Annotated in this window: 19 protein-coding genes and 1 pseudogene; 13 read left to right on the top strand and 7 right to left on the bottom strand. The window is 45.3% G+C overall.

All coding sequences use genetic code 11. The features are described from left to right. From DXD68_RS00845 to DXD68_RS00820, 6 genes are all read right to left on the bottom strand, one after another. Positions 1–1,098 (bottom strand): DUF4925 domain-containing protein, encoded by a 1,098-nt coding sequence (locus DXD68_RS00845; RefSeq protein WP_122359873.1) that lies wholly within the window; start codon positions 1,096–1,098, stop codon positions 1–3. Between the two features lie 196 nt (positions 1,099–1,294). After that, a complete protein-coding gene (locus DXD68_RS00840; RefSeq protein WP_122359872.1) occupies positions 1,295–1,819 on the bottom strand; it encodes an acetyl-CoA carboxylase biotin carboxyl carrier protein subunit in 525 nt (174 codons plus the stop codon). A 15-nt stretch (positions 1,820–1,834) separates the two neighbouring features. After that, entirely contained in the window at positions 1,835–3,346 is a 1,512-nt protein-coding gene (gene accC, locus DXD68_RS00835) for an acetyl-CoA carboxylase biotin carboxylase subunit (RefSeq protein ID WP_122359871.1), read from the bottom strand. Positions 3,347–3,359: 13 nt separating this feature from the next. After that, the gene (locus tag DXD68_RS00830; RefSeq protein ID WP_122359870.1) at positions 3,360–4,904 is read right to left on the bottom strand and encodes an acyl-CoA carboxylase subunit beta; all 1,545 of its coding nucleotides are present in this window, start codon (positions 4,902–4,904) and stop codon (positions 3,360–3,362) included. Between the two features lie 294 nt (positions 4,905–5,198). After that, complete coding sequence (locus DXD68_RS00825) at positions 5,199–6,488, bottom strand: serine dehydratase subunit alpha family protein (protein ID WP_122359869.1); 1,290 nt, start codon at positions 6,486–6,488, stop codon at positions 5,199–5,201. Positions 6,489–6,577: 89 nt separating this feature from the next. After that, complete coding sequence (locus DXD68_RS00820) at positions 6,578–7,234, bottom strand: glycine zipper family protein (protein ID WP_122359868.1); 657 nt, start codon at positions 7,232–7,234, stop codon at positions 6,578–6,580. Between the two features lie 313 nt (positions 7,235–7,547). Between DXD68_RS00820 and DXD68_RS00815 the strand changes: the two genes are divergently transcribed. The 13 genes and pseudogenes from DXD68_RS00815 to DXD68_RS00760 all read left to right on the top strand — a co-directional run bounded on the left by DXD68_RS00815 (position 7,548) and on the right by DXD68_RS00760 (position 25,664). Then, entirely contained in the window at positions 7,548–9,464 is a 1,917-nt protein-coding gene (locus tag DXD68_RS00815) for an AAA domain-containing protein (protein WP_122359867.1), read from the top strand. Next, the gene (locus DXD68_RS00810) at positions 9,461–10,273 is read left to right on the top strand and encodes a Cof-type HAD-IIB family hydrolase (protein WP_075557583.1); all 813 of its coding nucleotides are present in this window, start codon (positions 9,461–9,463) and stop codon (positions 10,271–10,273) included. Before DXD68_RS00815 ends, DXD68_RS00810 begins: the two co-directional genes overlap by 4 nt. A 47-nt stretch (positions 10,274–10,320) precedes the next feature. Beyond that, entirely contained in the window at positions 10,321–11,553 is a 1,233-nt protein-coding gene (locus tag DXD68_RS00805; RefSeq protein WP_122359866.1) for a Cof-type HAD-IIB family hydrolase, read from the top strand. Then, positions 11,550–12,644, top strand: coding sequence for an isochorismate synthase (locus DXD68_RS00800; RefSeq protein WP_199715336.1), 1,095 nt, complete (start codon positions 11,550–11,552; stop codon positions 12,642–12,644). The genes DXD68_RS00805 and DXD68_RS00800 overlap by 4 nt, the downstream gene beginning before the upstream one ends. A gap of 42 nt (positions 12,645–12,686) precedes the next feature. Continuing rightward, positions 12,687–14,354 carry a 2-succinyl-5-enolpyruvyl-6-hydroxy-3-cyclohexene-1-carboxylic-acid synthase gene (menD, locus tag DXD68_RS00795; protein WP_122359865.1) on the top strand — a complete coding sequence of 556 codons (1,668 nt, stop codon included), beginning with the start codon at positions 12,687–12,689 and terminating at the stop codon, positions 14,352–14,354. A 1-nt stretch (position 14,355) separates the two neighbouring features. Then, positions 14,356–15,180 (top strand): 1,4-dihydroxy-2-naphthoyl-CoA synthase, encoded by an 825-nt coding sequence (gene menB, locus DXD68_RS00790; protein WP_122359864.1) that lies wholly within the window; start codon positions 14,356–14,358, stop codon positions 15,178–15,180. Positions 15,181–15,266: 86 nt separating this feature from the next. Next, positions 15,267–16,280: pseudogene (locus DXD68_RS24380) on the top strand (o-succinylbenzoate synthase); the annotation flags it as partial. A gap of 42 nt (positions 16,281–16,322) precedes the next feature. Next, the gene (locus DXD68_RS24375) at positions 16,323–17,387 is read left to right on the top strand and encodes an AMP-binding protein (protein WP_233576995.1); all 1,065 of its coding nucleotides are present in this window, start codon (positions 16,323–16,325) and stop codon (positions 17,385–17,387) included. Positions 17,388–17,445: 58 nt separating this feature from the next. After that, entirely contained in the window at positions 17,446–18,672 is a 1,227-nt protein-coding gene (locus DXD68_RS00780; protein WP_122359862.1) for an AAA family ATPase, read from the top strand. A gap of 9 nt (positions 18,673–18,681) precedes the next feature. Further along, positions 18,682–19,350, top strand: coding sequence for an HNH endonuclease (locus tag DXD68_RS00775; protein ID WP_122359861.1), 669 nt, complete (start codon positions 18,682–18,684; stop codon positions 19,348–19,350). Then, on the top strand, positions 19,347–21,311 hold the full coding sequence (locus DXD68_RS00770) for a DUF3857 domain-containing protein (RefSeq protein WP_122359860.1): 1,965 nt from the start codon (positions 19,347–19,349) through the stop codon (positions 21,309–21,311). The genes DXD68_RS00775 and DXD68_RS00770 overlap by 4 nt, the downstream gene beginning before the upstream one ends. Before the next feature lie 6 nt (positions 21,312–21,317). After that, positions 21,318–23,027, top strand: coding sequence for a DUF3857 domain-containing protein (locus DXD68_RS00765; RefSeq protein WP_122359859.1), 1,710 nt, complete (start codon positions 21,318–21,320; stop codon positions 23,025–23,027). 120 nt (positions 23,028–23,147) lie between these two features. Next, entirely contained in the window at positions 23,148–25,664 is a 2,517-nt protein-coding gene (locus DXD68_RS00760) for a beta-N-acetylglucosaminidase domain-containing protein (protein WP_122359858.1), read from the top strand. A 54-nt stretch (positions 25,665–25,718) separates the two neighbouring features. Here DXD68_RS00760 and DXD68_RS00755 read toward each other — a convergent pair whose 3' ends face one another. Further along, positions 25,719–26,984, bottom strand: a complete 1,266-nt coding sequence (locus tag DXD68_RS00755; protein WP_122359857.1) for a DUF4934 domain-containing protein — start codon at positions 26,982–26,984, stop codon at positions 25,719–25,721. Position 26,985 lies beyond the last annotated feature (1 nt).

Raw genomic sequence — 26,985 nt, 5'->3', positions numbered from 1 at the left:
TTATTTTTGCAAAGTCAAACCGAATGTTAATTCTGTAGTTCCTTCCAAAACAGCTGGTAGTTCCCCTAGAATAGCCTGTATCATCGGGGCCATTGCAGCCATATCCGGATTACTTGCAATCAGTTCGCCAATCATATCTGTTACATATTTACTGCTTAAAAGAACTTTCAAGATCGGCAGGATGAATTCTTGGTCGAGAGATATAGTGGCAACACCGTTTTCAACTGTATAGTTCAACGGGAAACCTTCGCTCAGTGCGCCCATCAAAGGAGTTTGAAGCAATGCTGTTACCAGTTCCATCAAATCGGCATTGTTAGCTTTCGTAGCTGTCATAATAATCATGTCGATGTTCAGTGTAACATACAGTTTACTACTTTTGATATAATAGTTTGCTAGATTGATAGGCGATTTCAAGCCATCTTTCCCATATGTAGCAACGACATTTCCATCGGGTAAAAAAGTAACATCAGCCAGCACCTTCATCAATTCCGGAGAGATAAACATTTGATTCAATAGTGCAGCTGCATTTTCTGTTTCCCATCCACCATCTCCGATCGGCAACTTTTCACTAGATTTCCAAGCAAAGACAGAACCTGTCATTTTCCACAATTTACCTTCCGTTAACGGATTTGTCGGCATGGTTACATTCACAGCCATGGTCAGCATGTCTTTCTTTACTTCACCCGTGTATTTTACTGTACGTCCATTAGACTCATCAGTACCTTCAAATGTATAAGTTTCACCAGACAGAGTCAAGGCTACGTTATTCAAAGTAGTAACCGTTTCACCAGGAATAACACCCGGAGCAAGACTTGGAATAAAATTCGCTTTCGAACCTCCACCGATCAGATCAGTGATCGAACTCATATCGAAAGTCCCTTTCATTGTGATAGTTGCCGTCTTTCCATCTTTTGTATCAAATGAAATTTCTTTACCTAATAACATTTCGTCACTATACTTCAGGCTTAATTTATCGCCGGAATAAGAAGCATTAACATCCAACACATTCGGATCCTTTGGATCATCGTCATCGCTACAAGCGGTGAAGAAGCTTAACGTACATAGCACGGTAAACAAATACAAAAAACTTTTCTTCATAAACTCTCTTTTTTTAATAAACAAACGTCTTTAACTAAGAATAAAATATTTTTATTTAGTCGCCGCGAATATAGGCATTATTTTATTATGCAAGCCAAAATATTAAAGGCTTAACATTACATGAACCTAATCTTTTTACAATTATGACAAATAAAAATCCGTACCCCTCTGAGAAATACGGATTTTATAACAGCACTTATTCGACCACCAACATTTTGTCGTTGACAGCGACTTTGTCGCCACCGGTAATATAAACCTCCTTCACGACCCCGTCTATCGGGCTGCGTATCTCGTTTTCCATCTTCATGGCAACCAATACACAAAGCGGAGTTCCGGCAGTCACTTCATCGCCGGGTTTCACATTCACTTTCAGGATCACGCCCGGCATCTGTGCAGTGATCACCTGACGGCCGACAGCCACCGACTGGATACGCGACAGGCGCATCTTCTTCAGTTCGTCGATTACCTGAACCTGGAAATAATCGCCTTTATTCTTAACTTCGTACACATCGTCGGATATATTGGATATCTGAACACCGTGCGATTTATGATTGAGGATGATCGAATAGATGCTATCCCCTCCCACATTATAATCTACATTATATATCTTGCCGTTTACGGAGACTTTCTTTACCGGGCCGTCTTCCAGTATTTCCACCTTGAATTCGGTGTCGGGCATATCGTTTACTGTTGCAAAATAGGTTGCTAATGCTTTTGACATAATCAGATCCTCCTTTTAATAGTTATTGGCAGTCATCTGCAGTTTACCGTAATATTTCCATAAAGACTCGCCTACCAACGGGACTGTTGTCATACGGGCAGAGGCCTCCTTCTCCTGTTCGAAATGCTTGATGGCCGCGGCAATCACGGCAACCAGCGGATCGTTGTTCTGACGACGTTTCAGATCTTCCTTATCGAATTTGGTATCGATAAAAGTCGTATCGTAATTCCCTTTCAGGAACGTCTCGTTACGCAAGACACGCTGATGGAACGGGATCGTCGTTTTAATCCCCAGAATCTTATATTCCCGCAAGGCACGTGCCATATTGGAGATAGCAGATTCACGGTTACGTCCCCAGGTACACAACTTGGCTATCATCGGGTCGTAATGCAAAGAGACTTCAAATCCGGCATACGCGGCACTGTCCAGACGCACATTACGTCCTTCGGGCGCTTCACGAACCTTGATGATACCCGGCGAAGGCATAAAGTTATTCTCCGGGTCTTCCGCATAGATACGGCATTCGATAGCCGCCCCTCTGAACTCCACATCTTCCTGTTTGTATGGCAACGGATTACCGGCAGCCACCAGGATCATATCGCGTACCAGATCGACACCCGTAACCTCTTCCGTCACCGGATGTTCCACCTGCAGACGGGTATTCATTTCCAGAAAATAGAAGTTCTGGTCTTTATCCATCATAAATTCCAACGTCCCGGCACTATAATAACCGATCTTCTTACAGGCTTCCACCGCCACAGCCAACATCTTCTTACGTGTCTCTTCCTTCACAAATGGTGACGGAGATTCCTCGATCACTTTCTGGTTACGGCGCTGGATAGAGCATTCACGCTCATAGAGATGGATCACATTCCCATATTTATCTCCCAAAACCTGTACTTCGATATGATGCGGATTCTCAATATATTTTTCAATGTAAATAGCATCATTCCCGAATGAATTTCCGGCTTCGGAACGCGACAGGCGGAAAGCTTCTTCCAGCCCTTCATCATCACGTACCAGACGCATGCCTTTACCGCCTCCTCCGGCCAATGCTTTCAGCATGATCGGATAACCGACCTCTTTAGCCACCTTGCGCACTTCGGCTATATTGTTAACCGGCTCTTCTGTTCCGGGAACGACAGGCACACCGGCTGCTTTCATGATCTTGCGGGCCTCGGTCTTAATCCCCATTTTGGCAATAACATCGGCACTCGGTCCGATAAATATGACGCCTTCTTCTTCACATCTGCGGGCAAAATCTGCATTTTCCGAAAGAAAACCATATCCCGGATGGATAGCTGCACCCGTTTTCTTGGCGATTGCCAGGATCAGATCGGGCTTCAGATAAGAAGTGTCTGTTTCATCTTCCGAGATACAGTAGGCTTCTTCGGCATATCGTACATGCAAGGCACCCCGGTCTACATGTGTATAGATCGCAACGGTCGGTATATTCATTACGCGGCAGGTACGAAAGATTCGCATCGCAATTTCGCCGCGATTGGCTACTAATACTTTCTTAATCATAATCGTTCGCGTATTAAAGTGGTAAGTTGGAATGTTTCTTCGGCGGATTGGATTGCCGCTTATTAGCCAGCAGTTCGAAGCTGCGGATCAGGCGTGCACGTGTTCCCGACGGTTCGATGATCTCGTCCACATAGCCCAGTTCGGCTGCGCGGTAGGGATTAGCGAATTTCTCACGGTAATCATCCTGCAATTCCTTGCGTTTCTTCTCTACGTCTTCTGCTTTTTTCAGCTCTTTACGGAAAAGGATATTCACGGCACCGTCCGGTCCCATGACAGCGATCTCGGCAGTCGGATAAGCGAAATTGATATCACCGCGGATATGCTTGGAGCTCATCACATCATAGGCCCCGCCGTATGCCTTACGGGTAATGACCGTTACCTTCGGAACCGTCGCTTCACAATAAGCATAAAGCAATTTTGCCCCGTGGCGAATAATACCTTCATATTCCTGGTGAACACCCGGAAGGAATCCCGGCACATCCACCAATGTCAACAACGGGATATTGAAAGCGTCGCAGAAGCGCACGAAACGGGCCGCCTTCACGGAAGCATTTATATCCAGCGTTCCTGCCAGGGCAGCCGGTTGATTGGCTACAACACCGATCGTTTTTCCATTCAACCGGATATATCCGATAACGATATTCTTGGCATATTCTTCCTGTACTTCAAAGAAATTATGATCGTCGGCAACCGATTCGATCAATTCTTTCATATCATAAGGCTGATTCGGATTGGTCGGAATCAGATTATTCAACTGTTCATCGATCCGGTTCGCACTGTCGGTCGTCGGGATGAACGGAGGTTCCTCCATATTATTACTTGGAAGGAATGACATGAGTTCGCGTATCTTCAGGATACAATCCATATCGTTGTCTCCTGTGAAATGTGCTACTCCGGAACGGCTGCTGTGCACTTCCGAGCCTCCCAATTCCTGCATCGTGACTTCTTCCTGTGTCACACTCTTTACCACTTCCGGCCCCGTAATAAACATATAGCTGGAATCTTTCACCATAAAGATGAAATCGGTCAGAGCCGGCGAATAGACTGCACCTCCGGCACACGGTCCCATGATCGCACTGATCTGTGGAATAACCCCCGAAGCCAGCGAGTTACGTAAAAAGATTTCTGCATAACCTGCCAGCGAGCGTACACCCTCCTGAATACGTGCTCCGCCTGAATCGTTCAGACCGATCACCGGTGCACCCAGTTGCATCGCCATATCCATGATCTTACAGATCTTCCGTGCGTATGTCTCGGAAAGAGCACCGCCGAATACCGTAAAATCCTGGGCAAAGACAAATACCGTACGTTTACCTATCAAGCCGTAACCCGTCACTACCCCATCGCCCAGCGGACGCTGTTTCTCCAATCCGAACTCTGTACAACGATGGGTTACAAATTTGTCGACTTCGACAAAACTTCCTTTTTCAAGAAGTAATTCGATTCTTTCACGGGCAGTCAGTTTACCCGCTGCGTGTTGTTTTGCGATACGGTCTTCGCCGCCTCCCAGCTCTGCCTGATGGTTCAAAGCTGCCAATTGTTCAATTTTTTCTTTCATGGCGATTGTCGGTTTATTGTTTGATGAACTTAAATTTTAACTACGGTGACATATACAAAAGTAAGAGCTACATTCCTCTTAAACTGTATCATATATTACACAGCATATATTCCATGATCTTAACGCCTTTACAAGATAAACATTTGAACGCACGAAAGAGTTACAGAAACCGATCGAATTTATCGATGTATTTATTGACAAAATTTATATAGTAGAACTTATAAGGTACAAAAAAACCTCTCAATCTCAATAAATTGAGGTTGAGAGGTCAAAGTAATGAACAAAAACAATCTTTTAGCAAGACTTGCCTGTCATAATATCTAATACCAATTTATCTGTTTCTTCCATTCCACGGGAGCCTATTGCTGTCAGGTTCGAGATAGATTTATCCACATCTTCGTCGATAATACCTTCAACAGGGGTTACAACCTTATTTTCCATTGCCATCAATGCAGAGATCATAGCCGTAGAAACACCACTCGATACTTTCAATGCACAACTGGGCTTAGCCCCGTCACAAATCATCCCCGTAATATTTCCGATCATATTCTTGATAGCATACGAGATCTGTGTCTTACTACCGCCCATCAGGTAAGTAATACCACAACTGGAACCGGTAGCCGCAACCACACAACCGCAAAGGGCAGACAACCGTCCAAGACTCTGCTTAATATAAATAACCATCAGATGGCTAAGTGTCAGGGCACGTATCAACTGCTCTTCCGAACAATTGATATCTTCAGCAAAAGATAAAACCGGTAATGTAGCCGCAATACCCTGGTTTCCACTACCGGAGTTACTCATAACCGGAATCATCGCTCCGTCCATACGGGCATCGCAGGCAGCAGCCGTCATTGTCAACATATGTGTATAGGCTGAATCACCCATATATTTCCGTCCGTATTCTCCGGATACAGTTTTACTGACGGTATGACCGTAATGACCTTTTATAGAAGCCTGTGCTGCTTTCTTATTCAGGTCGGCTGTTTCAAGGATAAAACGTATTTCGTCGAGCGGCATTTCCATTGCAAACTCGTAAACGGTAGAGAAGGATAATTTCAGTTCTTCTTCATGGCATACAGCATCGCAGGATATATCTTTTCGCAGATCCGTCAGCACCACTCCGTTTTTCTCTACATATATTATATGTGTATGCTCGTGGCAAATGATGACCTTGGATGCTTCCTCCCCGGCAGTACAAATTACTTCTATATATAATTTATCTACATTTTCTTTTAGAGCGATATGGATAATCTTATTGTCAATCATAGCTTTCCCGGCTTCCAACGCCTCCGGGGTTATATCCCGCAGGACTTCCAGCTCATAAGCCGACTTTCCGATCAGCGTACCCAAAGCGACAGCAATAGGCAATCCAACCATTCCGGTTCCGGGAATTCCCACTCCCATAGCATTTTTCAGAATGTTTGCACTCAGTAACACTTCGATCTTTTCGGGACAGTGTCCTAAAACTTCGGTAGCTTTAGCAGCAGCCAACGCTACAGCAACAGGCTCCGTACAACCGATAGCAGGAATTACCTCCTGATGTATAAGGGATATTATCTGTGATTTTGTCGTATTATCCATGATAATTATGTTTATGCGTTAGATTGCGGCAAAGGTAATGATTTTATTAATTCACGGACTTTTATATAGTCAAAATTATCACTTAATAATTAATCTACACCAACCGTTTCGACCGTAAAGGTTTCTTCTTCCGTCCCATTGCCTCGCCCCTCTTCCAGCCGTACACTGAAAACAGCTTCACCCGTTTGTAACTCTTGCGAAGCATGTACTGTCACTTCATATGTTACAGGCTTATCTTTTGAAACCCTGGCTATCCGGACTGGATCGGATATTTCCAAATGTTGCCCCTCTCTGATTTTCACTATAGGAAGTACATTTACTGCTTCCTGAAAACTATTATTTATGATCACGAAAGAGATACGGCAAGTTTCCCCGGCATCGATCTTTTGATTATAGGTAAGACTATCCTCTTCCAGCAAAATATCTTCAATCCGGAGGTCGGGAAGAAGCATATGGGAAGAAGGTGTATATTTTGCCGGTCTACTCCGCTCTACATATGTTTCACCCGTATTGGCAGCAATAGATGCTCCGGCAATCCCCCCGACTGCCGTACCGATGAACGAACCGATTTCACCTCCCCGATCATCATCGATTGCCTCTCCGATCAACCCGCCAAACATCCAGCCGATAAAAGAACCGACCTGTGCACCGAAACCAGCCCTGTCTTCCGAACTCATATTCCTCATAGACCCGCAACCAGGCAGTACCAACAAAAAAATCATCCCGATGAGAAATCCTTTTTTCATATATATCAACTATTTCGTTACAGTTTACCGGAGAATAAGCTCTCCCGACTTATTTTTATGACAGTCTAAATAAGAAAAACCCCCACCCGTTTCACTTTTTTATAATTGTTTATTCTTTTCATCAAGAAAGCAAAAACCTACTTACCAAGTAAGCCCCAATCTACTTATCGAGTAATCTTCCGTCTACTTAGTAAGTAACCCTATACCCTACTTATCAAGTAAGTTGAAGGCTACTTACTAAGTAAGTTTTAACCGAAAAGTTACAGGATGTTATTCGGATAAGTAATATCTTTGCCGCCTGAATGAAAGTGATATGACGACAACCCCTATAATCTCTCCGATCGCGGATCTGCAACGCCAATTGGATCTTCTCCAAATGGAATACGAATATGAAAAGGAAACTTACCGGCAACAATCTGAACGGATCGGTATACACCGAAAAATACAACAGGGACTTTGCTGGTATCCTGTCATTTCCGGTAAAAGCTATTACAATTCGCTGAATCAGTTGGTTATAGAGGTAGAACGCAGGGATGATAAAGAGATAGAACATAATTTCGAGTATGGTCGTCCGGTATGCTTTTTCACGACGAACGGGACAGGGAATCCACGTTATTTCAATTTCTCAGGTATTATCAGCTATGTACAGGAAGACCGGATGGTCGTTATCTTGCCGACACCTTCTGCATTATTCGATTTGCAGGCGGCAGACAGTTCATTAGGTGTCCAGCTTTATTTTGATGAGACAAGCTATAAAACGATGTTCCAGGCATTATCCAATGTAATGAAAGCCAAAAACAACCGCCTGGCTGATTTACGGGATATACTGATCGGCAAGGCACCAGCCGGACGCCGCAGCCTGTTTCCAATCCGCTTTCCCTGGCTGAACACCACCCAGGAAGAAGCAGTCAACCACGTATTGGCAGCCAAAGACGTTTCGATCGTACACGGTCCTCCCGGAACAGGAAAAACGACCACACTCGTGGAGGCTATTTATGAAACATTGCATCGTGAGAACCAGGTATTGGTTTGTGCACAAAGCAATACGGCAGTCGACTGGATCTCGGAAAAGCTGGTCGACCGAGGTATCAATGTGCTCCGAATAGGTAATCCTACCCGGGTAAACGACAAGATGCTCTCGTTTACCTACGAACGCCGTTTCGAATCACATCCCGACTATACCGAACTGTGGGGCATACGCAAAGCCATCCGCGAAATACAATCGTCACTACGTAAAAAGAATCATAGCGAAAAGGAAACAGCCCGCAACCGGCTTTCCCGACTTCGCTTCAGAGCGACAGAGCTGGAGGTTAAAATCGACTCGGAACTGTTCGGCGAAGCCCGTGTCGTAGCCTGTACGCTGGTCGGTTCCGCCAACCGGGTACTGACCAACCGCAATTTCACCTCACTGTTCATCGACGAAGCTGCACAGGCACTCGAAGCTGCTTGCTGGATCGCTATCGGTAAAGCCGACCGGGTCATCCTTGCCGGCGACCATCATCAGTTACCTCCTACAATTAAATGTATAGAGGCTTCACGCGGAGGACTGGATCGTACCCTGATGCAGAAAGTAGCCGGCAACAAACCGGATACGGTCTCTCTGCTGAAAATACAATACCGCATGCACGACGATATCATGCGTTTCCCTTCCCACTGGTTTTATCAGGATGAATTACAGGCTGCTCCGGAAGTAAAGAATCGGGGAATACTGGCCTACGACACACCGGTTGTATGGTACGACACGGCTGACTGCGATTTTGAAGAAGACCAGTTATCCGAAAGCCTGAGCCGCATCAATAAACAGGAAGCGGTATTACTGGTAGAACAGCTGCAAAACTATATCGAAAAGATCAGCAAAGAACGCGTACTGGATGAAAGTATCGACTTCGGACTGATCTCCCCTTATAAATCACAGGTACAGTATATCCGCGGCCTGATCAAACGGAATGCTTTTTTCAAACCGTTCCGCAAACTGATTACAGTCCATACGGTAGACGGTTTTCAGGGACAGGAACGGGATGTGATCATGATCAGCCTGGTACGTGCCAACGAGCAGGGAAACATCGGTTTCCTGAACGACCTCCGGCGTATGAACGTCGCGATTACAAGAGCTCGCATGAAACTGATTATCCTGGGAGATGCCTCTACCCTGACAAAGCATGCCTTTTATAGAGAATTATACAAATATATCATAGCAAACGGTCTTGTGATAAAACAAAATATAAAATGAAATACAAGTTATTAGTCCTCGATCTGGACGGAACATTGACAAACAGTAAAAAGGAAATAACTCCCTATACCCGGGATACACTGATAAAAGCGCAGGAACAAGGTCTCCACCTCGTTTTGGCTTCGGGACGTCCGACCTACGGAATCGTTCCGCTGACCCAGACACTGGAGATGGAACGGTTCGGCGGCTTCATTCTTTCTTTCAACGGAGGCAAAGTGATCGAAGTAAAAACCGGCAAGGTTTTCTACGAACAGGCATTGCCGCCGGACATGATGCCGTTGCTGTACCAACGTTCGCACGAAGCCGGATTGACCATCCTTTCCTACAACGGAAAATATATCCTGACGGAAAACAAGGAAGACAAATATGTCAAATACGAATCTTTCCTTACTAAAATGAAAGTAAAAGAGACGGATAATTTCCTACGCGACCTGCAGTTGCCTGCCGATAAATGTCTGATCGTTGGCGAGCCCGAAGACCTGGTTCCGCTGGAAGAAGGATTACGCCAGGAAGTCGGGGCACGTATCAATGTGTACCGCTCGGAAGCCTTTTATCTGGAAGTCGTACCCAAAGGAATAGACAAAGCAGCCTCCCTGGCTCGCCTTTTGGAACGTGTCCGTATAAAAAAGGAAGAAGTCATCGCCATCGGAGACGGATATAATGACCTTACAATGATCCAATTTGCAGGTCTCGGAGTCGCAATGGCAAACGCCCAGCCACCCGTAAAAGCAAACGCTGACCAGGTTACTCGATATACGAATGATGAAGACGGGGTTGCACATTTCATTGACGATTTAATGAAAGCGTAATCGGTATTTTCGTATATTTGTCATCTAAACAAAAAAAACAGCAAGCCATGAAGTACAAATTATTAGTTTTAGACGTAGACGGGACATTGCTCAATAGTAATAAAGAGATAACTGCCCGTACCCAGGCTGCTTTACTGAAAGTACAGCAGATGGGAATACATATTGTATTGGCATCCGGCAGACCGACCAACGGAGTCATGCCGCTGGCTAAGGCTCTGGAACTGGATCACTACGGTGGTTTCATTCTTTCATATAACGGTGGACAGATCATCAATGTACAAACAGGTGAATTGCTTTTTGAAAAACGTATCAATCCGGAAATGCTGCCCTATCTGGACAAGAAAGCAAAGAAAAACGATTTTGCCATTTTCACTTACCATAAAGATTATATCCTGACCGACAAACCCGACAACAAGCATGTGAAGGAAGAAGCAGCCCTGAACAATATGCGTGTGATCGGTGTCGATAATTTCCCGGAGGCTGTCGACTTCAGTCCCTGCAAATGTGTCCTCGCCAGTGACAACGAAGAGGAATTGGTTGGTTTGGAAAATCATTGGAAGAAACGGTTGGATGGCGTACTGGACGTATTCCGGTCGGAAGATTATTACCTGGAAGTGGTTCCCCAGTTCATCAACAAAGGAAACACCTTGGGCGTATTGATGGAAAAGCTGAAAATAACGACCGAACAGGTTGTTGCCATCGGCGACGGTATTGCCGACGTTCCGATGTTGCAGCTTGCAGGCACCAGTGTTGCGATGGGTAACGCCCGCGATTCAGTGAAGAGCTGTACGGATTTTACCACCTTGGCTAACGACATGGACGGTGTGGCAGTAGCTGTGGAGACTGCGATCCTGGCAGCCATCAAACCGACAGAGGTTCCTTTGGACCAGCTGAATATGCGTGCCAAACATGCATTGATGGGTAACCTGGGTATTCAATATACCTATGCCTCCGAGGATCGTGTGGAAGCAACGATGCCAGTCGACGAACGTACACGCCAGCCTTTCGGTATCTTGCATGGTGGTGCCACGTTGGCTCTGGCTGAAACCGTTGCCGGATTGGGTTCCATGATCCTGGCAAAACCGGACGAGATCGTTGTCGGCATGCAGGTCAGCGGCAACCACATGTCGTCGGCCCATGAAGGAGATACCGTTCGTGCCGTAGGGACTATTATCCACAAAGGCCGTTCTTCACATGTATGGAACGTGGATGTGTTTACCTCTACCGACAAACTGGTATCTTCCATACGTGTAGTGAATAGTATATTAAAAAAGAAATGATTTCAGAGGAAACAAATAAGTACCAAATTATTGATACACTGATCAGGCAGGGGCGGAGTTTTGCAATTTATCGGATTCCGGGAGAAGATTCTCCCAAGTTCGTCATGCAAGCTTCCGGTTCTGCCTGCCTTTTATATGATATCGAAGACCTGAACGAACAGCAGGGTTTCGTCATAGCTCCCTTTCGGGTAAGCCGGGACTGTCCGATCGTACTGATCCGGCGCGATTATTCCGAGTTACCGGAGAGCTGTCCGAATGACTCCATTCGAATGGATTTAGAGTTTCATCCGAATGAAACTGAAATTTCATCCGAAAGAAAGACAAAAGACAACTATACCGATTGTTTCGGTTCCTTTATCAAACCTTTGCAGGAAAAAACGCTCGATAAACTAGTCCTTTCACGCAGTCTGACACTCGACAGGAAAGCCGGCTTCTCTCCTGCCAAAGCGTTTTACAAAGCTTGCGAACAGTACATCCGCTCGTATGTCTATCTCTGTCATACTCCTCAAACAGGAACATGGTTGGGAGGAACACCCGAAATTATTCTCTCCGGAGAGCAAGGCGAATGGCATACAGTTGCCCTTGCCGGAACACAGCCTTTGCAAAACGGAGAGATGCCGACCTATTGGGATGAAAAAAACATACGTGAACAACAGTTGGTGTCTACTTACATTCACGACCAGCTGACTTCGCTGGGTATCGACTCAACCATGGAAGGTCCTTATTCGGCACGTGCCGGCGCATTATGCCATCTGAAAAGTGATTTCAGATTCAAGCTCGACAGTAATAGCAAATTAGGCAGTCTGCTCAGTCTGTTACACCCTACTCCTGCAGTTTGCGGACTTCCTAAAGAAGATGCTTACCGCTTTATCCTGGAGCACGAAGGATACGACCGGCGTTACTATTCCGGTTTCATCGGCTGGCTGAATCCGGAAGGCAGAACCAATTTATATGTCAACCTTCGTTGCATGAATATCAAAGAAGATACATTCACGCTTTATGCCGGAGGGGGATTATTGTCTTCTTCCATGCTTAACGATGAATGGCAGGAGACCGAAGACAAATTGCAAACCATGCGGGCATTGTTGTAGAATTATGTACTTTTGTGAGTAAACAGAATAGATTAATAAGATATGTATACCGATAAGAAAAATATTCTTCAGTTGGTGGCTCTGCTCAAAGAGCATAATATAAATAAAATCGTATTATGTCCGGGTAGCCGTAACTCTCCGATAGTACACACATTGGCAAACCATCCGTTCTTCACCTGCTATCCTGTAACAGACGAACGAAGTGCGGGATTCTTTGCGATGGGGCTCGCATTGCATGGCGGAAAACCTGCTGCCGTCTGTTGCACTTCCGGTACAGCCCTGTTGAATATCCATCCGGCAGTAGCGGAAGCTTACTATCAGCATGTTCCCCTTGTCGTGATATCGGCAGACCGTCCGGGTGCATGGATCGGACAAATGGATGGGCAGACATTACCGCAACCGGGTGTGTTCGGCTCACTGGTCAAGAAGTCCGTCAACCTGCCGGAAATACATACTGACGAAGATGAATGGTATTGCAACCGGCTTGTCAACGAGGCATTACTGGAACTGAATCATCATGGTAAAGGCCCGGTACATATTAATATACCCATCTCAGAACCACTGTTCCGGTTTACGACTGCCGAACTGCCGGAAGTACGTGTCATTACCCGTTATCAGGGATTGAACGTATACGACCGGGAATACAATACGCTGATCGAACGCCTGAACAAATACAACAAACGAATGATCATTGTCGGTCAGATGAGTCTGATCTATCTTTTTGAAAAGAAGATATCCAAACTGCTCTACAAACATTTTACCTGGCTGACTGAACATACCAGCAATAAAACAATTCCCGGCATTCCGGTTAAGAATTTCGATGCAGCACTCTATGCTTTGCCTGAAGAGACACTGGATAAGATGGTTCCCGAGCTGGTTATTACCTATGGAGGTCATATCGTTTCCAAGCGTTTGAAGAAATTCCTTCGGGAAAATCCTCCAAAAGAACACTGGCATGTATCTGCGGATGGCGAAGTAGCCGACTTGTATGGTTCCATGACAACCGTGATAGAGATGGACCCGTTCGAATTTTTGGAAAAAATCGCTTATCTCCTGGAAAATAAACCGACTGAGTTTCCCCGGGTTTGGGAAAACAATACGAAAGAGCTTCCGCAACCGGAATTTGCTTACTCAGAAATGGCAGCGATCGGTGAGTTGATCAAATCATTGCCTACCCCGTCCGCTTTACATTTGGGTAACAGTTCGACGGTGCGTTACGCACAGTTATACAATTTGCCCGAAGAGGTGGAAGTCTGCTGTAACCGGGGAACAAGCGGCATAGAAGGTTCCTTGTCTACCGCTATCGGTTATGCGGTTGCATCCGACAAGCTGAACTTTGTCGTAATCGGCGACCTGAGTTTCTTTTATGACATGAATGCGCTTTGGAACAGTAACTTCGGTTGCAATCTGCGTATCCTGCTGCTGAACAATGGCGGAGGTGAGATATTCCAGGCTCTTCCCGGACTGTCTATGTCTGACAAGACCCACCGTTTTGTCACAGCAACGCATAAGACATCGGCACAAGGCTGGGCAACCGAACGGGGATTCCTTTACCAGGGCGTACGGAATATGGAAGAGCTGGAAGAAGCGATGAAAGTCTTTACCGACCCTAATCCGGTGAATCAGCCGATCCTGATGGAGGTTTTCACCGATAAAGACGAAGATGTTCGCCTGCTGAAAGAGTATTATCATCAACTAAAGCAAAAATAATATGTCAACAAAAAGAGAATGGACAACTATAAAAGAATACGAAGATATTCTTTTCGACTTCTATAAAGGCATTGCCCGCATCACCATCAACCGCGAACGCTATCGTAATGCCTTCACTCCCACTACAACAACCGAAATGAGCGACGCGCTTTATATCTGCCGCGAACGCCAAGATATAAATGTAATCGTCCTGACAGGAGCCGGCGATACCGCATTCTGTGCCGGAGGGGATATGAATGTAAAAGGTCATGGCGGTTATATCGGTAAAGACGGTGTGGCACGTCTGAATGTTCTCGATGTACAAAAACAAATCCGTTCAATGCCGAAGCCGGTTATTGCTGCGGTGAATGGTTTTGCCATCGGTGGCGGTCATGTATTGCATGTGGTGTGCGACTTGACAATTGCATCCGAGAATGCTATCTTCGGACAGACGGGTCCCCGTGTAGGCAGTTTCGATGCAGGCTTCGGCTCTTCTTACCTGGCACGCATTGTCGGACAGAAGAAAGCCCGCGAAATCTGGTTCCTCTGCCGTAAGTATAACGCCCAGGAAGCACTCGATATGGGCCTCGTCAATAAAGTTGTTCCTTTGGATAAACTGGAAGACGAATACGTCGAATGGTCTGAAACCATGATGATGCACAGCCCGCTCGCCCTCCGTATGATCAAAGCAGGCCTGAACGCCGAACTGGACGGACAAGCCGGTATCCAGGAACTGGCGGGCGATGCCACCATGCTCTACTACATGACCGAAGAAGCCCAGGAAGGCGGCAAGGCATTCCTGGAAAAGCGCCGTCCCCGGTTTGAGGATTATCCAAAGTTCCCGTAATCAGTTGACAGTTGGCAAGTGACAGTTGACAGTTAAATAACCGGAAACTGCACCTGTCAACTGTCAACTATCAACTGTCAACTACTATGTCTTATCATATACAAATTATACCGAAAGTACTACATTTCAAACAACCAGCCGGAACATCGAGAGGAACTTACACCACGCGCAAAAGCTGGTATCTGTACCTTACCTCTGATGAGGCTCCCGGGCGAGTCGGTATAGGGGAATGTGCTCCACTGCCAAAATTAAGTTGCGACGACCTGCCGGACTATGAACTAATATTGACAGACATCTGCCGACAAACGGAACAGACCGGAATGCCCGATACGGAGGCGCTCCGTCCCTATCCATCTATCCTTTTCGGACTGGAGACAGCTTTCCGTCATTTCCGGACAGGCAACTTTTCTCTTTGGGATACTCCTTTTTCACGTGGCGAAACAGGTATCCCCATCAACGGCCTGATTTGGATGGGCGACTATAAAAAGATGCTGGAGCAGATAGAGATGAAGATGCAGACCGGCTTCCGTTGCATCAAACTGAAAATCGGAGCTATCAACTTTGAGGAAGAATTAGCTTTACTGAAACACATCCGTGCCCATTTCTCTGCCAAAGAGATAGAATTACGGGTAGATGCGAACGGTGCATTCTCACCGACCGATGCACTGGAGAAATTGCAGCGACTGTCTGAACTCGACCTGCATTCCATCGAACAACCCATCCGTGCCGGACAATGGGAAGAGATGGCACGCCTTGCTGCACAGACACCGCTTCCTATCGCATTGGATGAGGAACTGATCGGCTGCAACACCGTACAGGGGAAAAAAGAACTTTTATCAGCTATCCGACCGCAATATATTATACTGAAACCCTCTCTGCACGGCGGTATAAGCGGAGGTCAGGAATGGATTGAAGAAGCAGAAAAACAACATATCGGTTGGTGGATCACTTCAGCGCTGGAATCCAATATCGGACTGAATGCAATAGCACAATGGTGTGCCACATTCGACAATCCACTGCCGCAAGGACTAGGAACAGGGGCTTTGTTTACAGATAATGTAGAGATGCCTTTATCCATTCGGAAAGATTGTTTATGGTACAACGATAAGTTCCTAACAGACCGTAGTAAACAGAAGTTACATTTGGAAAACGAAATTATTTGCCATGCGGATAATATACAGCAATTACGGTCCGGGCTTCCGGACAACGCACCACAAATACAGCGCGACCTCTATGACTTCCTATCAGACTGGTTTAGCGAATCTCCATACATAACCGTACATACATCCGGCTCCACCGGTACACCTAAAGAGTTTACCGTCCGCAAAGAGCAAATGATGCAAAGTGCCATCCTCACCTGCTCTTTTCTCCAGCTAAAGAAAGGCGATACCGCCTTGTTGTGTATGCCTTTACAATATATAGCCGGAAAGATGGTCGTCGTACGTGCACTTGTTGCCGGATTGAATCTCATTCTGCGCACACCGTCCGGCCATCCGCTGGCAGATGTCGATGTTCCGCTCCGCTTCACAGCCATGATCCCGTTGCAGGTATTCAACACGCTCCAAGTTCCGGAAGAAAGAGAACGCCTTTGCCGGACAGAAATAGTAATCGTCGGAGGCGGAGCTATCAATAAAGAGCTGGAAGACGAAATACGCCAACTACCGAATAAGATCTATTCCACCTACGGAATGACAGAAACCTTGTCGCACATCGCCCTCCGCAAACTAAACGGTCTGGATGCTTCATCGGCATATACACCTTTTTCATCTGTAAAACTATGTTTATCGCCCGAAAAAACACTGGTTATCCAAGCACCGCTGGTTTGTGATGACACCTTGGCAACAAACGACCTGGCAGAGATACATCCGGACGGAACTTTTACCATCCTGGGAAGAAAAGACAACACCATCAACACCGGAGGAATAAAAGTACAAATAGAATCGATAGAAGAAACTCTTCGTTCAATAATTTCCGTTACCTTTGCAATAACGGCTATTCCACATCCGGGATTAGGAGAAGCAATTGTGCTATTGGTAGAAAAAACAACAGACGCGGACAGCCTTCCTGACAGGATCGTCCCCCTTCTGCCCAAATACCAACAGCCTAAATACATCAGGCAGGTAGATGCCATCCCACTTACCGGAAGTGGTAAAACAGACCGGAAAGCCTGTCGGATACTGGCAATGAAATCTATTGACAATAGATAGAGTTTCGATGAAATAAAATAATAACTTTGTAATCTGAACACATAAAATTACACGTATCATGGATTATTTCCTGACAAACATCAAAGTCAATAAAGTCTTTCATTTAGAAAACTTCAATATCCCTATTGATGAGAAAGAAAAAAAACATCTTATTATTACCGGGAAAAATGGTAGTGGAAAAACGATTCTATTAAATGCTATATTAGATTATTTAGAAGCTCTGAATTCTAACGATATTTTACATATTGACGCGTGGAAAAAAGAAAAAATAAGCCTTGAGCATCAAATATCAGATACAATCAATAAACCAGAAAATCGAAATACTTCGATGCTCAAATCTGCTTTAAACACAACTAACAGAGTTCTTGATAAGTATACAAAAGCAGAACTGACATTCAATAACATTTATAATATAAAATCAGCTTATGATAATCACGAGTTAGTTATAACATTCTACGAAGCTGAACGTATAAGTGAAATGATAGAGCCACTAAGTCCAGTTAAACCAGATTTACGCCCAATAAATAACATTAAAGAAAAAAAGGTAAGTGAATTCCTCAAATTTCTTGTTGATTACAAAATCCAGGAAGCTTTAGCCCGCAACGAACAACAAATAGAAGATGCAGATAAGATAAATCAATGGTTTATTGAGTTCGAGAAACTATTACAAAGTATATTTGAAGATAAATCATTAAAGCTTATATTCAATTATAAAGATTACAGTTTTAAAATTCAAACAGTAGGGAAAGAGTTTAAATTCACGGAACTATCTGCCGGTTATTCTGCTGTTATCGATATAGTAACTGATTTAATCCTAAAAATGCAAACGCCTGACATATTAACACGTACATATGAAAAGCAGGGCATTGTATTAATTGATGAGATAGAAACACACCTTCATTTAGGGTTACAACGGATTATATTGCCATTACTGACACATATATTCCCTAATATTCAATTTATCGTAACCACTCATTCTCCATTTATTCTAAACTCTTTACCTAATGCCGTTGCATTCGATCTGGAGCGAAAGGAATCAATCGGTGATCTGACAGATTATTCATATGAAGCATTGGCAGAAGGATATTTTGGTGTCCGCTCAGACTCCAGTTACCTGCAAATCAAACTGGATACTCTGAAATCATTAGTGCAAAAGACAGAACTTACTATTTCTGATAAAATAGAACTGGAAGAACTGGTAAACGAATTTGAACAAATCTCAGATGTAGTTGCACCCGCCATCAAAAGCGAGTACTATGATATAAAACGTAATTTATCTAAATAGCAATTTCAGATGATAAGAATCAGGAAAAGCAATATTGTCCCCAATTCCTTACAGAAAGATGGTTGTATGCGATATAACCAAGAAGATGTAAAAAAACAACTTTTAGAAGATCAGCATGATAAGTGTTATATATGTGAACGCAGATTAGTTACTGATTTTCAAATAGAACACTTTAAATCACAAGGAAACTATCCACATCTAAAAGCCGAATGGACAAATTTGTTATTAAGCTGCAACTACTGCAATAATAAAAAATCTAATAAATATGATGATCTACTCAATCCTTTGGAGAACCCAATAGAGGAGTTTATTATACATACCAACGATTTCCCTCATAAAAAAGTCCTATTCCTGTCTAACCGTAATGATATAGAAACTAATAAGACAATAAAACTATTATCACTCATATTCAATGGGGCAGGCATTAGCCGCAAAAGAATGGAAGAGAATTTCTACGAATACTATTTATCACGGCTCAATTCATTTAAAAAGCTGATAGATAAATTCCTTTCAAATCCTTCAGATGATTATCGGACAGCCATCATCGAACGTCTCCAAATAAACAGAGAATTCCTGGGATTTAAATATAGAATTATAAAAACAAACCCTATATTAAACCGTGAATTTGGGGAGTATATTAAATGGAATAATACTAATAAACAAAATAACAATCTATGAAACATTTGAATGTTATATTATTATCACTTCTCACTTTTACCTCTGCCTACGGACAGAGTGGAGAAAGTTGCCGGTTCGCACCGGACCCGACGCTTCAGAAGCCGGAAGTTTATGCCGGATTTGATTGCGTCAATTTGCTGGACAGTACATCCGTAACCGTACAACCGACCGGTTCAGGCTCTTTTTCTGTCTGCAAAACCATCAAGATCCAGACTCCCCGCGGAGCAGTCGCCAATCGCATCATCAAATATGATTACGATCCGCTGACGGCTTTTGCACAGTTCAAGAGAGCAACCGTTTACCGTGCCAACGGCGACGTGATCAACCTGGATGTTACGCAAGCCTGCGACTATGCAGCACCGGCACGCGCCATCTATTGGGGAGCCCGTCAGATCATGCTTGAAGTAGGCCAGTTGAATCCGGGCGACATCCTGGACTATGAAATCGACAAGAAAGGTTTCACCTACGCATTATTGGCAGACGGCGGCGATGACGAATCCCGTTTCATCCCTCCTATGCGCGGACAATTCTATGACATCGTTCCTTTCTGGGTAACGGAACCGACTGTGCGCAAAGTATACAAAGTATCCATCCCGATGGAGAAAGAAATGCAGTTCCAGTTCTATCAGGGTGACTGTGCTTCTTCCATGCGTTACGAAGACGGACGCAAGGCATACACATTCTCTACAAACGACATCATGCCGACCAAGCAGGAACCCAATATGGTAAACCTGTTCGATGCCGCTCCGAAATTGATGATGTCATCCACTCCGAAATGGCAGGATAAATCACTATGGTTCAATAAGGTTAACGAAGATTACGGAAGCTTTGCTCCACTACCTGAAGCCCAGAAAAAAGTAGACGAGTTGATCAAAGGCAAGAAAACCGAAATGGAAAAGATAGCTGTCCTCACCCACTGGGTCGCCGATAATATCCGTTATTCCGGTATCTCTATGGGGAAAGGCGAAGGCTATACGCTCCATAATACCAAAATGAATTATACCGACCGTTGCGGTGTTTGTAAAGACATTGCCGGAACACTGATCTCCTTCCTGCGTATGGCAGGCTTCGAAGCTTACCCGGCCATGACAATGGCAGGCAGCCGCGTGGAAAGTATCCCGGCAGACCATTTCAACCATTGCGTCGCTGTCGTTAAGTTATCCAACGGTACCTATATGCCGCTCGATCCGACCTGGGTTCCTTTCTGTCGCGAATTGTGGAGCAGCGCCGAACAACAGCAAAACTATCTGCCGGGTGTTCCCGAAGGTTCAGACCTTTGCCTGACTCCGGTTTCCGCTCCGGAAAACCATTACGTACGCATTCATGCAAACAACAAACTGGATGCAAAAGGCACATTGACCGGGCAGTTCACCATCACAGCCGAAGGCCAGTCGGACAGTAATATCCGCGGAATGTTTACCCGTGGCTGGCAGTCACAATGGAAAAACATGCTGGAAAGCCAGCTGCTGAATGTTTCTCCTAAAGCCCGCCTGATCAGCGTCGATTATGGTAAAGATCCGAAAGACTATCAGGCTGCCCCTATCAAAATCACGTTCCGCTACGAAATTCCGGAATATGCGATTGCAGGAAAAGAAGAGCTGGCATTCAAACCGCTGGTCATGAACAACCTCTATAACCAGGTAAAAAGCTACCTGCGTATCAACACCGACCTCGCCGAACGTCAGTATGGCTTTAAAGACGCTTGTTCACGCCTGGTTGAACTGGACGAAACGATCCAGCTTCCGAAAGGATATACACTGCTGAATGAAGTTAAAAACGAAAACAAGCAAAGCGACGCTGCCGACTTCGAAGGCTCATTAAGCCAGCAAGGCGACAAAGTGACACTTCATCAAAAACTCGCTTTAAAGAAACGTGTATACGAAGCAAGCGACTGGGATGGTTTCCGTTCAGCCGTCAATGCACATAAAGGGTTCGGAGATTATTTAATTATTAAAAAGTAAAAGACGATGACTAAGATAGTAAATAAATTTGCACTGCTTCTCTGTCTGCTTGCCCTTACAGCGTCTCTGTTTGCTGCACCGGAAGCCGAATACAGAAAGTTATCGAAAGCATATATTTTGAATGCGGACGGAAGCCAGGAGTTCCGTTACAACATGGAACTTACCCTTTTCACTCACACCGCCATGAACGGTACATACGGAGAAAGTTTCATTGTATACAATCCCCAATATCAGGAATTGAAGATCAATGCATCCTACACCAAACAGAAAGACGGCAACATCGTGAAAACACCGGATAATGCCTTTGTTGAAGTATTACCCCGCACGGCAGCCGACGCTCCGGCCTACAATCATCTGAAAGAAATGGTTGTCGTCCATACCGGCCTGGAGCTGGGTGCAACGATCTATCTGGATTATACCCTGACTTCCAAACCGGGCTATCTGCCGGAACTGGATATCTACGACGAACTTTTACAGACTTCGCCGGTAAAAGAATATACGGTCAGCCTGTCTGTACCGGAAAACAAACCGCTGGCTTACACATTACAGAATATCAATTCCAAACCGACTGTAGCAACAGAAGGCGGAATGAAAACGGTAACCTGGAAACTGAATAACCTGCCGGCTTCTTCCCGTGATATGTTTGTATCCGCTGCCAATGGAGATATCCCTTTCCTGACAGCCTCTACTTACGCATCCAACAAAGAAGCCCTGAACGGACTATTCGCCCAGTTCACCCCAGCTACCGACGTACAGCTGAATGCCATCGCCGAAAATCTGACAGCCGGTAAAAAGAACGATACGGAAAAGTTACAGGCAATCCTTCAGCACGTAGTTGAAAACGTAGGTTACAGCCAGGTTCCTCTGCGCGATGCCGGATTCAAGATCCGTTCGATCAACGACCTGTTCTATTCCGCTTACGGAACGGAAGCAGAGAAAACAAACCTGCTGAACGGCTTGCTGAATGCTGTCGGCATCCAGGCAGAAACAGCGGCTTCTTACCGTGTGAACGCCGATCCCGCCAGTCTCGGACTAAATGCAATAAAAGAATTGGTCGTTATAGCCCATGCAGACGGCAAACAATACATCATGTCTCCGACATCCGGCAAAATGGCAGCAGCCGGCTGGAACAACCAAACACCGGTTATCAGTCTGACCAACGCAGGAACTCCGGTTACGATCCCTACGCCGGATGCCCGTATAAATTATGAAGTATCCGTTTCCGTTTCACCGGAAAAAGCTGAATCGCAGGTGAAAGCCACGATCGGTGATGCCTATCTGCCTTATTATGGCGACAACATCGCCGCTTATGCAGGAAAGGAAACATCTTCACAAACATTGAAAGCGAACAACGGCTATGTAATGGTCACATTACCGGATGCTCCGGTCAGCCTGGCACACAGCAGTTATTGCCATATGAACACGGCACGCAAGGAAAACCTGCTATTGCCCTGTAAAGCGAACGAACATTACGCCTATACGGTGACAATACCGGCAGGAATGAAACTAGCCACTCCGGAATCTGTCAAAACAATCGAGAACGGAGCCGGAAAAGTAGTTATCTCCATCCGGCAAAACGGTGATAAGACAGAAGTTGAACGCAGCCTGCAACTGAACAAGCAATTATATTCGCCTGCAGAATTTAGCAACTTGCGCAACCTGCTGACAGAATGGGGAAATCAGTCGAATAAAATACTATTACTGTCAGTCGACTAAATAAATACAAACGATATTTATTCAAGGATGGAACAACGGAAATAGGTCGTTCCATCCTTGTTTTTTTATTGAATAATGATAACTTTACAGTCAAATATTAATCACTTAAACCGTTGATCTATGCAAATACTATCAAATCTACTCCTGACACTTCTTGTATGTTGTATTCCGGGAATAAATTATGCCCAAAGTCTCTCTTTGGAGTTATATCCCCAACCGCAACATATTGTCATTTCCAACCAGCAATATATACCATCCCACGGATATACATTGCAAGGTATCAGCAATCCGGATGCCGATGCGGTGAAGATATTGAAGAAAGCATTGCCTTTCGCCCAATCCGGTAAATCACAGCCGCTGGAAATCAAAAAGCTAAAAGCAAAGACTCCCGAAATGGAGCGTTCCGGTGCTTACATTCTGGAGATCTCCAAGAAAAAGATCACAATCGAGATCGTAGACGACCGTTCCCTGTTCTATGCCGCCCAAACATTGAAGCAGCTGGTCAGCTATAATGAAGCAGGGAAACGCATGCTTCCCCTGTGTACCATTACAGACTATCCCGATGTGCTTCACCGGGGAAGCGTCGAAGGCTTTTACGGAACCCCCTGGAGCCATGCCGACCGTATCAGCCAGCTTCGTTTCTACGGAGAGTTCAAGATGAACACCTATATTTACGGTCCGAAAGACGATCCTTTCCACAGTGCCAGCTGGCGCGAACCCTATCCTGCCGAACAGGCTAATCAGATCAGGGAACTGACAGCCGAGGCAGCCCGTAATAAAGTCGATTTCGTATGGGCGATCCATCCGGGACAGGATATCCGGTGGAATGCAACCGACAGCAGCAATGTCATTGCCAAATTCGAACAGATGTACAATTTAGGCGTACGTGCCTTTGCCGTTTTCTTCGATGACATTTCCGGTGAAGGAACCAATGCAGCCAAACAAGCCGGCCTGATGAATTACATTCAAAAGGAATTTGTAGAAAAGAAAAACGATGTCCAGCCGCTGATCATGTGCCCGACCGAATATAACCGTTCGTGGGCGCGTACCGATTACCTGGATATCCTCGGCGAACAACTTCTTCCGACAATTCAGGTCATGTGGACCGGAAACCGTGTGGTAGACGATATCACACTCGAAGGTCTCGAATGGGTAAACAAACGTATCCGGCGTCCTGCCTATATCTGGTGGAACTTCCCGGTAAGCGACTACTGCCGCGACCATTTATTGATGGGTCCGGCTTACGGACTGGATACACAGGCTTCGAACGTCCTGTCCGGCTTCGTTGCCAACCCGATGGAACATGCGGAAGCATCTAAAGTAGCTTTGTTCGGTGTCGCCATGTATAGCTGGAATATCCATAACTACGACCCGCAACTGGCGTGGGAAAAAGCTTGCGAATATTTGATGCCGAAAGCCGCCATCGCGTTCAAAACGTTCTGCGAAAACAACAGCGATCCGGGTCCTAACGGTCATTTATACCGCAGGGAAGAATCGACCCGCTATCAGGCATTGTCCGACCGTTTCCTCGCCGGTTATCGTAACGGACACTTCGGCGAAAGGGATGCCAACCAGCTCGGAGCCTTGTTTGCCCAGATACAGGCAGCCCCGGAACTGATCTATAACCAGGGAGACAACAAAGAACTGATCAAAGAGATCAATCCCTGGCTGATGCAATTCGAACTGCTCGGCAGATGTGGTACCAATGCATTGCGTATGGCGCACGCCTGGTATGAGAAAGATCGTCAGAACACCTGGCAACGCTTCCTTGCCGTTTCGGCCGTTATGGACAGTATGAAATTAATCAACCGTTCATTCAACCAAAATCCATATCAGAAGGGCGTTAAAGTCAGTACCCGGGTACTTATGCCGCTTATCGAAAACATATACCGGCAGACCAGCCGTAACCTGCTCTCAACAGCAGAAACCCCTTCCGACGAGATCAGGGTAAGTACGGCTTCTACCATTACGAATGTCGGCCAACTGAAAAACCAACCGTGGTCGGAAGATGACAATCTGATCGCATACGTTCCTATGCTCGAAGTTGTCAAAGTAGAACCTGACCAGTATATCGGCCTGGGTTGGGAAATTCAGAAAGAAGCTGAATCTTTCACTTTCAACCTGCCGCAGAGTAATGTGGAAGGACGTATATTCGAATGGTCGGCAGACGGTAAAACCTGGAATCCCCTTTCCGATATTCCGGCAGACCGGACCAAATTCACTGCCGGCAACGTCGATCCGAAAGCCCATTTTATCCGGATGCGCAACAATTCCGGCAAACAGATGGAATTGAAAGTAGCTTCTTTCTCGGTAAAGACAAAGGAAATACCCGAGATCAACGAAGAACTGATGATGTACGATCTCAACCTGAATTCATACAAAACATTGAAACCGGGCGAGCAAGTAAACGTGAAATGTGAGGGCGTAGACCAATATATCGAGTTCTATCTGTCAGGCGACAACGATAGTATGGTTTCCATTTCCGGTGAAGACAAGGAAGGCGAAAACAATATGCTGTACTGTGGATATGCAGGCTACGTAAGGCTGAACAAGATATCATTTGACGATATACAGACACTCACGATCACTCCGGCTGGTAAAAGTCCGATCCTAATCCACCAGATCGTAAGAGAATGACCCATTGAACAGAAAACAAAAAGAGCCGTAAATTCGATGATTTACGGCTCTTTTTTATTTCATCAGGACAACTACCGGATTATCTTCCTCTCCTATCCGCTTCAACGCTTTTACTTGCTGCGGAATATCTTTATCTCCGTTCTCTTCAAACCAGGCAGCCACGTCACCCGCCGGAATCAAACCGGCATATTCTCCGGACTGTGAAACCGACATAGGTTGCAGGGGCAGGTAATTCGTCAGATCGTCATTCAGACCATCGGCATACAAACCGACCTTAACCTCCCCGGTAGACTTCGTTACTACGGCTGTATACAGCACCGGTTCATGGAACAATCCCTTAATGAAACGGATCACCATCCGGTCCTCACTGTCGAGTATCTGCGTGATCAGAACGGCATTGTCTTTATTTTTCATAAAACGTTCGGAGAAATTCCAGTGATATTTCCCCAAGTCAAGAACACTTGCCGGCACCAACGCCCTGTCCTTCACCTGATAGATCGTATCGTTATACGCTTCCACAAAATAAAGTTCTTTATCCTGCCGCCATAAACGGGTATTGGCATTGATAATAATGTTACCGGTTTCCGGTTCCTTATAATCAAGAACAAGCACTCCTTCATAGGTCGTAGGTCCATAGAATTGGGCACCAGTCTCACCCTTTAAAACAGCTATAGACGCTATATTAGACGGATCAAGCGACTGGCTTTCGACTGCCATTCTTGTAGCACATGAATCTATCGCCATATTATCCTTAAAGAAAAGCAGACTGTTCTCCCCTTTCCCAAACAAAACGGATTTATACAGAACAAACGTTCCGTCATTCTGACAACCAAAAGAAGCTGATGAAGCTCCCTGCACTTCAAAAGGAATCTTGATCTTCTCCTTGAATGTCCCATTCTGATCGTAACAAACCAGGTCTTTATTCCAACCGTTGAAATAAATCATTCCGGTTTCATTATCTCCCCAGCAGAAAACACTTCTATAGCCTTCCGAATCGTTTCCTATATGCCCGACCTGTTTGATAAATTTACCGGTTTCCTTGTCAAACATCAGGCATTGGTCCTGACTGGTTGAAACCAATATCCTGTCTTTAATAACCTGCACATAAGGTCCCTTCCCGATCAGGCTGCTGTCGGTTGTTTCCAACGGAACATACTGTACCTGCTTGAAACAATCGGACGCATTCAACTCCGTCCGGGCATCGATCGCTGTCCCCAGCGGAATCACACGCAACCTTCCGTCCGTCGTCTTACTCTCATTGCATGCTGCCAGAAAAAGGCAGGAAGCCACGGTCAACTGATATAAATATGTCTTTACCATC

Source organism: Parabacteroides sp. TM07-1AC (assembly GCF_003480915.1).
GTDB classification, from domain to species: domain Bacteria; phylum Bacteroidota; class Bacteroidia; order Bacteroidales; family Tannerellaceae; genus Parabacteroides; species Parabacteroides chongii.
Note: the sequence above shows the minus strand (reverse complement) of the source record. Positions and strands in the feature narration are given on the sequence as shown.

What these genes read in the sequence shown, in the direction of transcription:
- DXD68_RS00845 (WP_122359873.1), bottom strand. Translation starts at nt 1,098, where the DNA reads ATGAAGAAAAGTTTTTTGTATTTGTTTACCGTGCTATGTACGTTAAGC.
- DXD68_RS00840 (WP_122359872.1), bottom strand. Translation starts at nt 1,819, where the DNA reads ATGTCAAAAGCATTAGCAACCTATTTTGCAACAGTAAACGATATGCCC.
- accC (WP_122359871.1), bottom strand. Translation starts at nt 3,346, where the DNA reads ATGATTAAGAAAGTATTAGTAGCCAATCGCGGCGAAATTGCGATGCGA.
- DXD68_RS00830 (WP_122359870.1), bottom strand. Translation starts at nt 4,904, where the DNA reads ATGAAAGAAAAAATTGAACAATTGGCAGCTTTGAACCATCAGGCAGAG.
- DXD68_RS00825 (WP_122359869.1), bottom strand. Translation starts at nt 6,488, where the DNA reads ATGGATAATACGACAAAATCACAGATAATATCCCTTATACATCAGGAG.
- DXD68_RS00820 (WP_122359868.1), bottom strand. Translation starts at nt 7,234, where the DNA reads ATGAAAAAAGGATTTCTCATCGGGATGATTTTTTTGTTGGTACTGCCT.
- DXD68_RS00815 (WP_122359867.1), top strand. Translation starts at nt 7,548, where the DNA reads ATGACGACAACCCCTATAATCTCTCCGATCGCGGATCTGCAACGCCAA.
- DXD68_RS00810 (WP_075557583.1), top strand. Translation starts at nt 9,461, where the DNA reads ATGAAATACAAGTTATTAGTCCTCGATCTGGACGGAACATTGACAAAC.
- DXD68_RS00805 (WP_122359866.1), top strand. Translation starts at nt 10,321, where the DNA reads ATGAAGTACAAATTATTAGTTTTAGACGTAGACGGGACATTGCTCAAT.
- DXD68_RS00800 (WP_199715336.1), top strand. Translation starts at nt 11,550, where the DNA reads ATGATTTCAGAGGAAACAAATAAGTACCAAATTATTGATACACTGATC.
- menD (WP_122359865.1), top strand. Translation starts at nt 12,687, where the DNA reads ATGTATACCGATAAGAAAAATATTCTTCAGTTGGTGGCTCTGCTCAAA.
- menB (WP_122359864.1), top strand. Translation starts at nt 14,356, where the DNA reads ATGTCAACAAAAAGAGAATGGACAACTATAAAAGAATACGAAGATATT.
- DXD68_RS00780 (WP_122359862.1), top strand. Translation starts at nt 17,446, where the DNA reads ATGGATTATTTCCTGACAAACATCAAAGTCAATAAAGTCTTTCATTTA.
- DXD68_RS00775 (WP_122359861.1), top strand. Translation starts at nt 18,682, where the DNA reads ATGATAAGAATCAGGAAAAGCAATATTGTCCCCAATTCCTTACAGAAA.
- DXD68_RS00770 (WP_122359860.1), top strand. Translation starts at nt 19,347, where the DNA reads ATGAAACATTTGAATGTTATATTATTATCACTTCTCACTTTTACCTCT.
- DXD68_RS00765 (WP_122359859.1), top strand. Translation starts at nt 21,318, where the DNA reads ATGACTAAGATAGTAAATAAATTTGCACTGCTTCTCTGTCTGCTTGCC.
- DXD68_RS00760 (WP_122359858.1), top strand. Translation starts at nt 23,148, where the DNA reads ATGCAAATACTATCAAATCTACTCCTGACACTTCTTGTATGTTGTATT.
- DXD68_RS00755 (WP_122359857.1), bottom strand. Translation starts at nt 26,984, where the DNA reads ATGGTAAAGACATATTTATATCAGTTGACCGTGGCTTCCTGCCTTTTT.